Origin of the sequence: Pseudomonas sp. 14P_8.1_Bac3, from assembly GCF_025466085.1 — a bacterium.
Classification (GTDB): domain Bacteria; phylum Pseudomonadota; class Gammaproteobacteria; order Pseudomonadales; family Pseudomonadaceae; genus Aquipseudomonas.
The window spans coordinates 1-12,312 of sequence record NZ_JANLOD010000008.1 but is presented as its reverse complement, the minus strand read 5'-3'; the positions used below and the strand labels follow the sequence as shown (position 1 = coordinate 12,312).

The window sequence follows — 12,312 nt, the reverse complement described above, 5'->3', positions numbered from 1 at the left end:
CTTCGCGAGCAAGCCCGCTCCCACATTGATCCTGTGAACACCACAGATCCCATGTGGGAGCGGGCTTGCTCGCGAAGAGGCCCTGCCAGACACCATAAACCCTAAAGCAAAGCCGCCCCGATCAACCCGCTGACCACTCCGATCCCCATGGTCATCAGCGCCACACTGACCAGCACCCGCGCATCAAAATCCTTGCGCAGCATCAACAGCGACGGCAGGCTGATACTTGGCAACGTCATCAGCAACGCCACCGCCGGGGCGGTGCCCATGCCCAGGGTCATCATGGTCTGCACGATAGGGATTTCCGCCGCGGTGGGAATCACGAACAGTGTGCCGATGATCGCCAGCGGCACCAGCCACAGCAGGCTGTTGGCCATGGCCCCGTCAATGTGCGGAAACACCCAGACCCGCACCGCACCCAGGACCAGCACGGCCAGAATGTAGATCGGGATGGTGCTCCAGAACAGCTGCCATAGGGTTTTCGCCCAACGGGTCAGAAACGGTTGTGTGTCCTTTTCGCTGACGTCGGCCACCGCTTCGACCGCCGCTTCCGGCAGCGCTTCGGGGCCGGAGATGCGCTGGGCGATCATCGACACGCCGAACACCAGCACAACCCCGGCAATCAGCCGGATCACCGTGAAGCCCCAGCCCAGCACGAAGCCCATGAACACCAGAGTGGCCGGGTTGAGCACCGGGTTGCCGATCCAGAACGCCAGCGCCGCACCGACCGAGACGTTCGAACGGCGCATGCCGGCGGCCACCGGCGCCGCGCAGCACGAGCACATCATTCCCGGCAGGGCGAACAGGCCGCCGCGTACCGTCGAGGCGAACCCGGCACGGCCGAACAGGCGCAGCAGCCAGTCGCGCGGGATCAGCACTTGCAGCAGGGAACCGAGAATCACCGCCAGCACCGCGGCTTTCCAGATCGCCAGGAAATACACCTTGGCGTAGGTCAGCGCCGCGGCCAGTGGCGCGGTCTGTGAGTCGTTGAGAATGGAGGCACCGATGCTGTGGTTGTCAGCCGCGACGAAGGCTTTCACGTAATAGGGCGACCATTTGACGTAGTAGAGGCCGATGCAGGCAACCAGGACGAACAGGGCGGGTTTCCACCAGAACGACCAGCCCCGGGCGGGGACAGCAGTGGTTGAGAGTGACATGGCAATGTTCCGGGCAATGAGGAGATGGGTACAGGATAGCCCAGCCCCTCAAAATCCGTGCCTGCCAACGTGCGCGATGCCGCCGCTTTTTTACGTTGGGCAGGTTTCCCGGCCGTTATCCAGCCCTTGCTTGTAGCTGTGGCTCTGCAGGCTGGCCTTGCCGTTGTGCCAGGTCAGGGTCAGCACGAACAACGAGTCGTAGTCGCTGGACGCCCAGTCGTTGGTGATGTTCTGTTTCTTGCCGACGGCTTCGCCGGCGACCTTGTTGATCAGCTCGGGCAGGTAACCGTGGGACCAGGCGGTATAGATGACCGAGTTGTGGTACTTGTCGTGGAGCAATTCATCGGCCAGGTCGCTGGTGTCGTTGGCCGAGAACTCGATGTTCACCGGCAGGCCGAGCTTGATCGCGCTGGGGCTGATGGTCATCAGCGGGCGAATGTAGCTGTAGGAATTATCCAGTTCGCCTTCCTCGACATTGCGCGTCGGGTTGGCAGCGAATACATAGTCGGCTTTGCCGAATTTTTCCGGGAGCAGGGTTGCCAGGTCGATGGCGCGGTTCAGTCCCTGGCAATTGAGCTGGCCGAGGCCGCCGGCGGGTTTTTCCGCGTGGCGCAGGAACACCAGCGTCTGAGTGCCGTCGGCTGGTTGGGCGCGGCTTTCTCTGGCTTCGAGTGACAGCAGCAAAGCACTCGCGGCCAACAGTGTGGGAAGAAAGACGTACGCGCAATGTTTGAAGCGTCGGGCGAATTTCAAAAAGTTCGTCATTTTGATAGAGATTCTTCAGCACATTCGATTAAGGCTGACAAACCTTTACACCGCGAGCTCCCAGCTGCGGGTGTTTTCCATGTCATTGAAGCCGGTCCGTTTCCGAAGGGCAAAACTCAGAGTCCTCTGAAGCCCGTTTGGTTCGATTCCGGCGGTGTGCGCAGCAATGTACCGGCAACCTCGAACGGGTTGCAGCAGAGGTTATCGACAGGATGTTGCGGATTTATGGACAGAGTACACAGGCAGGCACCGGGTCACCGCCGCCTGCCTTTTGATCTTGATGATCAATCAAATTGATAGCGGCAAAAGATCGCGGCCCGCTGCGGCTCGCACTATGATCGTCACTCTCAATTCTCTACGTGGATCCTTGCGATGACCGATTTGTCTGCGTTCCCCATCACTCAAAAGTGGCCGGCCCAATACCCTGACTGGATTCAGCTCTACTCGCTGCCGACCCCCAACGGCGTCAAGGTGTCGATCATGCTGGAAGAGATCGGACTGCCTTACGAACCGCACCGTGTGGGCTTCGACACCCATGACCAGCTGTCCGCGGAATTCCTGTCGCTGAACCCCAACAACAAGATCCCGGCGATCCTCGACCCCCATGGTCCGGGCGACCAGCCGCTGCCGTTGTTCGAGTCCGGCGCGATCCTGATTTACCTTGCCGACAAAAGCGGCCAGTTGCTCGCCCAGGAGTCCGCCGCACGTTACGAGACGATCCAGTGGCTGATGTTTCAAATGGGGGGTATCGGCCCGATGTTTGGCCAGGTCGGGTTCTTCAACAAGTTCGCCGGCAAGGACTACGAAGACAAACGGCCCCGTGACCGCTACGTCGAGGAAAGCAAGCGCCTGTTGAAAGTGCTCGACGGACGCCTGGAAGGGCGCGACTGGATGATGGGCGATCGCTACACCATCGCCGACATCGCCACGTTCCCATGGGTGCGCAATCTGATCGGTTTCTACGAAGCGGGCGACCTGGTGGGCATCAACGACTTCAAGAACGTCACGCGGGTGCTGGCGCGTTTCCTCGCGCGGCCGGCGGTGGTGCGCGGGCTGGAAATTCCCAAGCCTCTCTCCAGCTGACGCAGAGTCCGCTTCCACAGAGGGGAATTGTTGCTGATGCAGTAAGGGTTTTTCGTCCGGCCGGGTTTGTAACGGATGGGGCGCAGGGCATAAGCTTTCGCCCCCTGCGACTTTCGCCTCACCCGCCGATTTCAGGAATGCCCATGACCAGTCAGTTCCCCGAAGCACGTCCACGCCGTCTGCGCCGCAATGCGAGCCTGCGCAGCCTGTTCCAGGAAACCGAATTCAGCCTGAACGACCTGGTGTTGCCAATTTTCGTCGAGGAAGAAATCGACGACTTCGTGCCGATCAAGAGCATGCCCGGAGTCATGCGGATTCCGGAGTCGAAACTGGCCGGCGAGATCGAGCGATACGCCCGGGCCGGGATCAAGTCGGTGATGACCTTCGGTGTGTCGCACCATCTGGACAGCAACGGCAGCGACACCTGGAACGACAATGGCCTGGTGTCGCGCATGTCGCGCATCGCCAAGGATGCGGTGCCGGAGATGATCGTCATGTCCGACACCTGCTTCTGTGAATACACCGACCACGGTCATTGCGGCGTGCTGCACGGTCACGAAGTGGACAACGACCAGACCCTGATCAACCTCGGCAAACAAGCGGTGGCCGCTGCGCGGGCCGGTGCCGATGTGATTGCGCCGTCGGCGGCCATGGACGGGCAGGTCCAGGCGATTCGCCGGGCGCTGGACGCCGCTGGTTTCACCCAGATTCCGATCATGGCCTACTCGACCAAATTCGCCTCGGCGCTCTACGGCCCGTTTCGTGAAGCCGGCGGCAGCGCGCTCAAGGGCGACCGCAAGAGCTACCAGATGAACCCGATGAACCGCCGCGAAGCGGTGCGTGAATCGCTGATGGACGAGCAGGAGGGCGCCGACGCGATCATGGTCAAGCCGGCTGGCGCGTACCTGGACATCATCCGCGACATCCGCGAGGTGTCACGTCTGCCGCTGTCGGCGTATCAGGTGAGCGGCGAGTACGCGATGATCAAGTTCGGCGCCCAGGCCGGGGCGATCGATGAAGATCGCGTGGTGCGTGAGAGCCTCGGGGCGATCAAGCGGGCGGGGGCGGATTTGATCTTTACTTACTTCGCGATGGACCTGGCCCTGGCCGGGATCTGATCAACGCCTAAAATCCACGTGGGAGCGAGCCTGCTCGCGAAAGCGGTGAGTCAGCCAACAGTGATTCGTCTGATACACCGCCTTCGCGAGCAGGCTCGCTCCCACATTTTGAATGCGTTGAGTCAGTGAGCCGTAAAAAATGGCCGAATCCCGTGATCGCGGAAATACCGCTCGATCACCTTGGGATCGGAACACGTCTCGGCAATCGCCACGTAGGTATCCGGGCGCAGCAGATAAAACCCGTTGCGCCCCAAACCTGCCGTATCAAACGCCGGCCGCCAGTCGAACACATGCAGCGGCAAATGATGTTCGTTGCACCAGGCGATCATTTCATCGCTGGTGTCACCGTACACATGCACCTGCCAGGTCGGGCATTTCAGTGATTCGAAATTATCCCCTTCACCGTCGTGCGCCCAGGGTAGCCGGTCGCCGCCGTGCACGTGTCCGGCCATGCCGCTGCTCAACGGCATCCCGCGATAATTGACGGTGATCTGGGACACCGTGCGAAACAGGAACTCGCGGGGCGTTTCGAACGCGGTGACTTTCGGCAGCAGGAACGGCGCCAGCCGCGTGCGCAGCAGATCGGCCACGCGGCCTTCGGCAGTGACAAAACTGAACACCCGGTCGGTGGTGGCAACCAGTTTGCGGGCGAAGGCGATGCGCTCGGTCTCATAGGTGTCGAGCAGTTGCACCTCGGCGCCACCGCTCAAGACCGCAGCCAGCTTCCAGGCGAGGTTGATCGCATCGCCTATCCCGGTGTTCATGCCCTGGCCGCCCACCGGGCTGTGGACGTGGGCGGCGTCGCCCAACAGAAACGCGCGTCCGCCACGAAAATGATCGGCCACCCGGTGATGCACGCGGTAGGTTGAGAACCAGTTCACCTGCTCGACCTTCACCTTCAAATGTTCGATGGCCTGGCGGCTGACGTCTGCAAATTGCAGGGCGTCGGCCTGTTGGGCACGTTCATCGCGCACCGTCCCGATCAGGCGTGCGCGACCTTCGTGGGCCATCGGAAACACGGCGAGAAAATCCGCCTCATCCAGGTCCACGTGCAACTCGCCATTGAGTGCCGGCCCGCTGGCCAGTACATCGGCGACGTAGAAAATCTGCTGATAGGTGCCACCGGGAAATCCGCTGTCGAGGGTTTTGCGCACAATCGAGCGAGCGCCGTCGCAACCAGCGAGGTAGCAGGCCTGGCAGATTTCCTCTTGCCCGTCGGGCAGGCGCAACCGTGCGCTGATGCCGTCGCTAGTTTCCTCGAAGCTTTCCAGCGCGGTATTGCGTTCGACCAGGATGCCAAAGGTCTCCAGGCGTTCGATGAGCAACCGCTCGTGCTCATCCTGGGGAAACATTTCAAGGAACGCATACGGCGTCAGACCCTCACCGACCCGGTTCAGCGGCAGGTGCACCACGGGTTCGCCCTTGACCCAGAAGTTGGCCGCCGCCACGCGATGACCGCTGTGGATCACGGCGTCGGCGAGGTCGAGCTGGCGATAAAGCTCCAGCGTCCGCGCCTGCACGGCCAGTGCCCGGGACGTGGTGCCCGGGGCCGCGGTCTTGTCGAGAATCCGCACGCGAATCCCCAGTTTGCTCAGCCATAAGGCCAGCACCAGCCCGGTGGGGCCGGCGCCGATGATCAGTACATCGCTTCGGTTCATGCGCCTGTCCTCTCTGGCGTCTGGCTCAAGTATGGTCCAGGCGAGGAGGGGCGGCAGGCGGGCCGCCCAACGGGAAAAACCTGTAGGAGCGAGCCTGCTCGCGATGGACTCAAGACCGCCGCGTTTCGCCAGCAAGCATGCGTTATCGTTAACGACCCTCGCGAGCAGGCTCGCTCCCACCGGTAGGTATTCTCAGCGGGAACAGCGAAGTGTCTGCACAGTCATAGCCTGCACCCTGCCATTGATCGTATGGTGATCCCGGCTCAACGGATTTGATGGAGCAGCATGCAAGCCAATCGATTGATCATGAGCGTCGCGACGCTGTTGGCACTGGCCGGTTGCGCGAGTCAGCGCAGCCAGGAACCGCTCGTCCGGGCACCCGCCGAGGTCAAGGCCGAGATCGTGCGCCTGCTGCCGGCAAAAACCGTGGATCGCCAGGGCTGGGCCACAGACATTTACGCCGCGTTTGCCGCGCAGAACATTGACCCCTCCACGCAAAACCTCTGTTCCGTGCTGGCAGTCACGGAGCAGGAATCGACGTTTCAGGTGGATCCACCGGTGCCGGGCCTGGGCAAGATCGCCCGGGATGAAATCGACCGCCGTGCCGCCAAGGTGCACATTCCCGGGCTGCTGGTCAGTGCTGCGCTGCAGGTGCGTTCGAGCACCGGCAAAAGCTACAGCGACCGGCTGAATGCCGCGCGCAGTGAAAAGGAACTCAGCGCCATTTTCGATGACTTCATTGGCATGGTGCCCATGGGGCGGACGCTGTTCGGCGGTTTCAACCCGGTGCACACCGGCGGTCCGATGCAAGTCAGCATCGACTTCGCCGAGCAGCAGTCGCGCAATTATCCCTACCCGGTGGACGGCACGATTCGGCATGAAGTGTTCAGCCGCCGCGGCGGCATGTATTTCGGCATCGCCCACTTGCTCGGGTATCCGGTGAGCTATCAGCAGCCGCTGTACCGCTTTGCCGATTTCAACGCCGGCTGGTACGCAAGCCGCAATGCTGCGTTTCAGAATGCGCTGAGCCGCGCCTCGGGGATTCCATTGGCGCTGGATGGTGATCTGGTGCGCTACGGCTCGATCATGCCCGGCACCACCGAGCTGGCCGTGCGCGCCCTCGGTAAGCGCCTGGACATGCGCAACCCGACGATTCGCGATCAGCTGGAAAAAGGCCAAAGCCTCGAGTTTGAAGACACGACGCTGTATCAGCGGGTATTCGAACTGGCCGAACAGGCCGAAGGCCGCGCATTGCCGCGCGCGGTATTACCGGGGATCGTGCTGCAGAGCCCGAAAATCACCCGCAAACTCACGACGGCGTGGTTTGCCAAGCGGGTTGACGAACGTTATCAGCGCTGCATGGCGCGGGCGGGGAAGTGAGGTCGCCGGTGTAGGAGCCAGCTTGCTGGCGATGGTCGCTAACGATGACGTGTGCTGTCTGGATGGGCGCGGCGCTCTTTCGTCCATCGCCGGCAGGCCGGCTCCCACAGGGACCGTGGCTGAACTGAACATCTTCAAAAACAGTGGACATAAAAAAACCCGGCGGGTCAGGCCGGGTTTTTTGTCGAGTCCTGCGGTCAAGCCGTGACTCATACTGCGCGGCTTTCGATCAGGCGGTCGGAACCACCTTCGGCCACACGGCGATCGATCAGGCGATCGGAACCACCTTCAGCAACGCGGCGATCGATCAGACGATCGGAACCACCTTCAGCAACGCGGCGATCGATCAGACGGTCGGAACCACCTTCGGCCACACGGCGATCGATCAGGCGGTCGGAACCACCTTCGGCCACACGGCGATCGATCAGACGATCGGAACCACCTTCGGCCACACGGCGATCGATCAGGCGGTCGGAACCACCTTCGGCCACACGGCGATCGATCAGGCGGTCGGAACCACCTTCGGCCACACGGCGATCGATCAGGCGATCGGAACCACCTTCAGCCACACGACTTTCAATCAGACGATCCGAGCCGCCTTCGGCGATCATGGTGCGGGCGGGGGCGGCAAAAGCGTTCACTGCAAGAATCGAAAAAGCGATGCTGAGGATGATTTGGCGTTTCATGATGGTGTGCTCCGGGGTGTTATTGGTTGGTATGGATGCGATGTTACGCCCCGGAATTTTTATGAGAACTTCATTGGCGTGATGGTGAACATCGACGGCAATGATGGATCGGCTGAATCGTCGTGTGTGAGGCTGATGGTTCAATTGAGGGGAGGGGGCTCAGATCACCTTCACCGCACGACCGATGAACTGGATCGGCCCGGTAGGCTTGCCGATCGGCGAGCCGGTGCGGTTTTCCAGGGTCAGTTCGAACAACTGGTCCGGTTGCAGCGGCGGCAGTTTGTCCAGCGGCACCGACAGGGTCTGCCCCGGCTTGACCAGCCCCAGGGACACCGGCCCTTGCCAGCCGTCAGCCTTGGTCCAGAACTCCAGCGCCTTGTCCTCCGGAATCTGCGCGACGCCGAGCGGAATCAGCTGGATTTCCCTCGGGTTGCTGGCCTGAATCACCCAGCCTGGCGCCTTGTCTTGCGGCGCGACCAGCACCACCAGATAGGTTGGCTTGACCGTGGCTTGCGTCAGCAGCAACGCGCCGAGCAACAGCGTGGCCGCCAGCCCGGCCCCGGCCAGTCCGCGCCACAGCGGCAGCCGATTCCACCAGGAGGACGGCGCGAGCGTCGGCGTTGTGGAGGGTCGGCCCAAAGCGTTGACGCTGCGCTCAATGCGAGGCCACAGCCGGGGCGATGGCGTTTTGGGTTCGGCGAAGTCGGTCAGGTCCAGCAGGCGCCGTTCCCAAGTGTCGACCGCCGTGCGCAACTCGGCATCGTCGTGCAGGCGCTGTTGAACCTCGGCGCGTTGTTCGGCCGAGAGCGTGCCCAGCACGTACTCGCTGGCCAGTTCGTCGCGTTGGTCCGGGGTTTCATCCACAGGTCGGGTGGTCATCCCATGCACTCCCGCAAGGCCGTCAGGCTCCGTTTGATCCAGGCTTTGACCGTGCCCAGCGGGGTGCCGAGCTTGTGTGAAATTTCTGCGTGGGAATAACCGTCGACGTAGGCATGCAGGATGCAATCGCGCCGCACCGGTTCCAGTTGCTCCAGGCAACGGTGAATACGTGACGAGTGGGCCTGGGCATCGAAGGATTCCGCGTCGTCGTGGCCCTCGATATCGCTCTGGATCTCGCGACTGTGGTCACGGATGAAATTGAGCGCCAGATGCCGGGTCACGCTGAACATCCAGCCCCGTGCCGAGCCGCGCCTCGGGTCGAAACCTGCTGCACCGCTCCAGATCTTCAGAAACGCATCGTGGACGATGTCTTCGGCCAGCGCCGTGTCCCGCACCAGACGCCTGGCCACGCCGAGCAGCCGCGGGCTTTCCTGTACATACAAATCCCGCAGGGCCTGACGCTCGCCCCGGGCACAGGCGGCGAGGCGCGCTTCATAGTCGAAAAAAGGTTCAGGCAAGGACACAGAGCTCAGCCGTTATGTGGGGCATCCGCATGCAATCTAGCAAACAAACCAGATCCCTGTAGGCCCCAGCAAGCCGGGGCCTACAGGTGATGGTATTGGCCGAAGGATTAACGGGCGGCCCAGAAAATATAATCCGCCTGATACTTCACCACCTCTTGCTTGCCCTTGTTCGCAACCGTGCATTCGGCGCTCGGGGCGACACCCCCCTTCAAGGCCACGCGCTGGATGTAACTCACACCGCTCATCGCACCTTTGCCCTCGGCCGGGTTGGCCTTGACCAATTGATACGGCAGGTTGCCCGGGCTCGACGGGGCAACGGCCAGCTGGGTGCCGGTAACTTTCGAGCCGTCCTTCGCCTGCCAGGTGGCCGGCGGGCCGAAGTAGGTGCCGACCTGCTTGCCGCTGCGATCACTGAGCACCGCTTTGGGCCCGACGAACACCCATTCGACCTGCCCGGCGGCATTGGCCTTGTCGCGGCATTCGTACGTAATCTCGCCGACCCCGGTGGTTTCCAGGGCGACCTTGTGGCCATCCGGCACCTTGATGCTGTCGGGCAACCCGGTCTGGGCAAACGCGGCAGGCGTCGCGGTGAGCAGAGCGGCAAGGCAAATCAGCTGTTTGGCGTTCATGAAAGTCTCTCCGTAATGAGTGATCCGCTGCGCAGCAACAGGGGCTGCTACAGGGACTACCCGTCGGAAAGCGATTTGGATGCAGGGCGGAAAAAAGAAATTTTCAGGCATCGTCAGAGTCAGCTGCTACAAAGAGAACACCGTAATGGAGGTGTGTATGTACCAACTCTATGGACACCAGAACTCCGGCGCCGCCGCCATCGAAGCCGCGCTGGAACTCTGTGAGATTGCCTACCGCTTCATCGACGTCGAGTTATCCACCGAGGCGGCCCACGCCCTGGAGAAGCTCAACCCGCTCAAGCAGATCCCGACCTTGCAATTGCCCGACGGCAGTCTCCTCACGGAAAGCGCGGCGATCTTGATTCACCTGGGGCTGACCTTCCCCGAATCGAACCTGTTGCCGAAAGACCCTGGCGAGCGCGACCAGGCCATTCGTGGCATGGCGTTCATTGTCAGCAATTGTTACGCGGCCATTGGCATCATCGATTACCCGGAACGCTGGCTGGCGGTGGCGGATCAGGCCACCCAGGAAAACCTCATGGCCGGCGCGCGAGCGCGACTGCACTGGAGCTGGGAAGTGTTTGCCGATCAGTTCTCGGGGGAGTTGTATCTGGGGGACGAGACGCCGGGGGCGCTGGATGTGCTGGCGGCGGTGATCACCCGTTGGGCGGGGAGTCGGGAGCATTTGCGCAGCGCCCGGCCCGGGTTTTTCGCCTGGCTGGAGCGAATCGACCGGCACCCGACGCTGGCACCGGTGTTTGCGCGGCATTGGCCGTCCTGAAAACACAAATCCCCTGTAGGAGCGAGTTTACTCGCGATGGTGTGTCAGGCACTGATGAGTCGTCAGATACACCATCGCGAGCAAGCTCGCTCCTACAGGGGGGCGTGGGGTTTGGGGTCAGTCGCCGCGGATGTACTGCTCCAGCTGGCGAATCAATTCCGCCTGCTCGGCAATCGCTTCCTTGACCAAGTCGCCGATGGACAGCAAGCCGATCAACCGGCCGTTCTCCACCACCGGCAAGTGGCGCAGGCGTTTGTCGGACATGATGCTCAAGCAGGTATCGACGGTCTGGTGGGTGTCCACGGTGATCACCGGCGACACCATGATGTCGCGCACCGGCGTGCCCACCGAAGAACGGCCATGCAGCACCAGTTTGCGCGCGTAGTCGCGTTCACTGATGATGCCCAGCACTTCGTCGTTCTCCACCACCAGCAAGGCCCCGACGTTTTTCTCGGCCATTTTCATCAGCGCTTCGAGCACCATGTGATCCGGCTTGATCTGATGCACTTCCTGATTTTTCTGATCTTTCAACTTGAGCAGTTGGGCGACGGTTTTCATGGTGGCTTCTCGGGTGTTGTCGTTGTTCTTGAAGGATCGTAGACGCAGGCGCCGAGGGCAAGGTGGAAAGCGGCAGATAACGCGCAAAAAACGTCATTCGCCGGTTTTTCTTCAGTAAACCTCACGAATAAGGTCGATAAACGCGCGCAACCCGGCGGGAACGTGTCGGTTGGCCGGGTAGTAAAGGCAGATGCCGGGGTAGGGCGGTGTCCAGTCCTGCAACACGCGGATCAACTGCCCGTCGGCGATTTCCCGGGCAATCGAGTATTCGCTGGTACAGGCAAGACCAACCCCCTGAAGCGCGGCCTCGACGATCAGTTGATGGCTGTCGAGAGTCAGCGGGCCGTTGACGTCGATGATCTGCTGCTGACCGTGCTTCTCGAACTCCCAACGATAGATCGAGCCGCTGGCGAACCTCGTGCGGATGCAGCTGTGGCGGGCCAGGTCTGACGGCGACTCAGGTTTGGGATGACGGGCGAAGTACGCCGGTGAGCCGACCACCGCGAATGCCAGCGGCGGGCTGCAAGGCACCGCGATCATGTCCAGCGGCACGCTGTCGGCGAGGCGAATGCCGGCGTCGAAACCGTCGGCGACAATGTCCACCAGCGCCGTGTCGGTAACGATGTCCAGGCGCATGTCCGGGTAGCGTTTGAGAAATTCCACCACCACGGGGCTCATGATCATCAGCATCGAACCTTCGGTGGCATTTATGCGCAAGGTGCCGCTGGGGGTGTCGCGGAACTGGTTGACCGCCTCCATTGCCGCCGAGATTTCGTGCAATGCCGGTCGCACCCGGGCCAGAAACTGCTCGCCCGCCTCGGACAGCGACACGCTGCGGGTGGTGCGATTGAACAAACGCACGCCCATGCGTTGTTCCAGTGCGGCGATGGCGTGGCTCATCGCCGAGGGCGACATGCCCAGTTCATCGGCGGCGCGACGGAAACTGCGGTGGGTCGACACGGCGACCATGGCATTGAGTTCGAACAATCCCATCTTTTGCATTGTGCTGGTTCCTGCATCAGTTCATCCCATATTAGCCCGATTGTTTCAACGATGGTGGGCGCCTACCGTGGACACAGATTCACCACGGACCC

The 12,312-nt window shown here is 61.7% G+C and carries 13 protein-coding genes; 4 read left to right on the top strand and 9 right to left on the bottom strand.

The genetic code is table 11. The features are described 5' to 3' along the window. Positions 1 to 101 precede the first annotated feature (101 nt). On the bottom strand, positions 102 to 1,157 hold the full coding sequence (locus tag NTD84_RS02925) for a permease (protein WP_262163449.1): 1,056 nt from the start codon (positions 1,155 to 1,157) through the stop codon (positions 102 to 104). A gap of 90 nt (positions 1,158 to 1,247) precedes the next feature. Next, the gene (locus NTD84_RS02920) at positions 1,248 to 1,922 is read right to left on the bottom strand and encodes a histidine phosphatase family protein (RefSeq protein ID WP_262163448.1); all 675 of its coding nucleotides are present in this window, start codon (positions 1,920 to 1,922) and stop codon (positions 1,248 to 1,250) included. Between the two features lie 372 nt (positions 1,923 to 2,294). On the opposite strand from NTD84_RS02920, the gene NTD84_RS02915 reads away from it, so the two are divergent. Both NTD84_RS02915 and hemB read left to right on the top strand, forming a co-directional pair. Beyond that, on the top strand, positions 2,295 to 3,005 hold the full coding sequence (locus tag NTD84_RS02915) for a glutathione binding-like protein (RefSeq protein WP_262163446.1): 711 nt from the start codon (positions 2,295 to 2,297) through the stop codon (positions 3,003 to 3,005). 143 nt (positions 3,006 to 3,148) lie between these two features. Continuing rightward, positions 3,149 to 4,123, top strand: coding sequence for a porphobilinogen synthase (gene hemB / locus NTD84_RS02910; RefSeq protein ID WP_262163444.1), 975 nt, complete (start codon positions 3,149 to 3,151; stop codon positions 4,121 to 4,123). Positions 4,124 to 4,245: 122 nt separating this feature from the next. On the opposite strand, the gene NTD84_RS02905 is transcribed toward hemB, so the two are convergent. Further along, positions 4,246 to 5,781 carry an FAD-dependent oxidoreductase gene (locus NTD84_RS02905; RefSeq protein WP_262163441.1) on the bottom strand — a complete coding sequence of 512 codons (1,536 nt, stop codon included), beginning with the start codon at positions 5,779 to 5,781 and terminating at the stop codon, positions 4,246 to 4,248. A gap of 285 nt (positions 5,782 to 6,066) precedes the next feature. Between NTD84_RS02905 and NTD84_RS02900 the strand changes: the two genes are divergently transcribed. Then, positions 6,067 to 7,161, top strand: a complete 1,095-nt coding sequence (locus tag NTD84_RS02900) for a DUF1615 domain-containing protein (RefSeq protein ID WP_262163440.1) — start codon at positions 6,067 to 6,069, stop codon at positions 7,159 to 7,161. A gap of 209 nt (positions 7,162 to 7,370) precedes the next feature. Here the strand turns inward: NTD84_RS02900 and NTD84_RS02895 are convergent, their stop codons facing one another. The 4 genes from NTD84_RS02895 to NTD84_RS02880 all read right to left on the bottom strand — a co-directional run bounded on the left by NTD84_RS02895 (position 7,371) and on the right by NTD84_RS02880 (position 9,879). Next, a complete protein-coding gene (locus NTD84_RS02895; RefSeq protein WP_262163439.1) occupies positions 7,371 to 7,847 on the bottom strand; it encodes a phage infection protein in 477 nt (158 codons plus the stop codon). A gap of 159 nt (positions 7,848 to 8,006) precedes the next feature. Beyond that, positions 8,007 to 8,726, bottom strand: coding sequence for an anti-sigma factor domain-containing protein (locus NTD84_RS02890; protein ID WP_262163438.1), 720 nt, complete (start codon positions 8,724 to 8,726; stop codon positions 8,007 to 8,009). After that, positions 8,723 to 9,244, bottom strand: coding sequence for a sigma-70 family RNA polymerase sigma factor (locus NTD84_RS02885; RefSeq protein WP_262163437.1), 522 nt, complete (start codon positions 9,242 to 9,244; stop codon positions 8,723 to 8,725). Before NTD84_RS02885 ends, NTD84_RS02890 begins: the two co-directional genes overlap by 4 nt. Positions 9,245 to 9,357: 113 nt before the next feature. After that, entirely contained in the window at positions 9,358 to 9,879 is a 522-nt protein-coding gene (locus tag NTD84_RS02880) for a DUF3455 domain-containing protein (RefSeq protein WP_262163435.1), read from the bottom strand. A 157-nt stretch (positions 9,880 to 10,036) separates the two neighbouring features. On the opposite strand from NTD84_RS02880, the gene NTD84_RS02875 reads away from it, so the two are divergent. Continuing rightward, the gene (locus NTD84_RS02875; protein WP_262163433.1) at positions 10,037 to 10,660 is read left to right on the top strand and encodes a glutathione S-transferase; all 624 of its coding nucleotides are present in this window, start codon (positions 10,037 to 10,039) and stop codon (positions 10,658 to 10,660) included. 117 nt (positions 10,661 to 10,777) lie between these two features. On the opposite strand, the gene NTD84_RS02870 is transcribed toward NTD84_RS02875, so the two are convergent. Both NTD84_RS02870 and NTD84_RS02865 read right to left on the bottom strand, forming a co-directional pair. Beyond that, complete coding sequence (locus NTD84_RS02870; RefSeq protein WP_262163432.1) at positions 10,778 to 11,218, bottom strand: CBS domain-containing protein; 441 nt, start codon at positions 11,216 to 11,218, stop codon at positions 10,778 to 10,780. Positions 11,219 to 11,329: 111 nt separating this feature from the next. Next, entirely contained in the window at positions 11,330 to 12,220 is an 891-nt protein-coding gene (locus NTD84_RS02865) for a LysR family transcriptional regulator (RefSeq protein ID WP_262163430.1), read from the bottom strand. Between the last annotated feature and the right edge of the window lie 92 nt (positions 12,221 to 12,312).

What these genes read in the sequence shown, in the direction of transcription:
- hemB (WP_262163444.1), top strand. Translation starts at nt 3,149, where the DNA reads ATGACCAGTCAGTTCCCCGAAGCACGTCCACGCCGTCTGCGCCGCAAT.
- NTD84_RS02865 (WP_262163430.1), bottom strand. Translation starts at nt 12,220, where the DNA reads ATGCAAAAGATGGGATTGTTCGAACTCAATGCCATGGTCGCCGTGTCG.
- NTD84_RS02920 (WP_262163448.1), bottom strand. Translation starts at nt 1,922, where the DNA reads ATGACGAACTTTTTGAAATTCGCCCGACGCTTCAAACATTGCGCGTAC.
- NTD84_RS02905 (WP_262163441.1), bottom strand. Translation starts at nt 5,781, where the DNA reads ATGAACCGAAGCGATGTACTGATCATCGGCGCCGGCCCCACCGGGCTG.
- NTD84_RS02925 (WP_262163449.1), bottom strand. Translation starts at nt 1,157, where the DNA reads ATGTCACTCTCAACCACTGCTGTCCCCGCCCGGGGCTGGTCGTTCTGG.
- NTD84_RS02875 (WP_262163433.1), top strand. Translation starts at nt 10,037, where the DNA reads ATGTACCAACTCTATGGACACCAGAACTCCGGCGCCGCCGCCATCGAA.
- NTD84_RS02895 (WP_262163439.1), bottom strand. Translation starts at nt 7,847, where the DNA reads ATGAAACGCCAAATCATCCTCAGCATCGCTTTTTCGATTCTTGCAGTG.
- NTD84_RS02900 (WP_262163440.1), top strand. Translation starts at nt 6,067, where the DNA reads ATGCAAGCCAATCGATTGATCATGAGCGTCGCGACGCTGTTGGCACTG.
- NTD84_RS02890 (WP_262163438.1), bottom strand. Translation starts at nt 8,726, where the DNA reads ATGACCACCCGACCTGTGGATGAAACCCCGGACCAACGCGACGAACTG.
- NTD84_RS02870 (WP_262163432.1), bottom strand. Translation starts at nt 11,218, where the DNA reads ATGAAAACCGTCGCCCAACTGCTCAAGTTGAAAGATCAGAAAAATCAG.
- NTD84_RS02915 (WP_262163446.1), top strand. Translation starts at nt 2,295, where the DNA reads ATGACCGATTTGTCTGCGTTCCCCATCACTCAAAAGTGGCCGGCCCAA.
- NTD84_RS02880 (WP_262163435.1), bottom strand. Translation starts at nt 9,879, where the DNA reads ATGAACGCCAAACAGCTGATTTGCCTTGCCGCTCTGCTCACCGCGACG.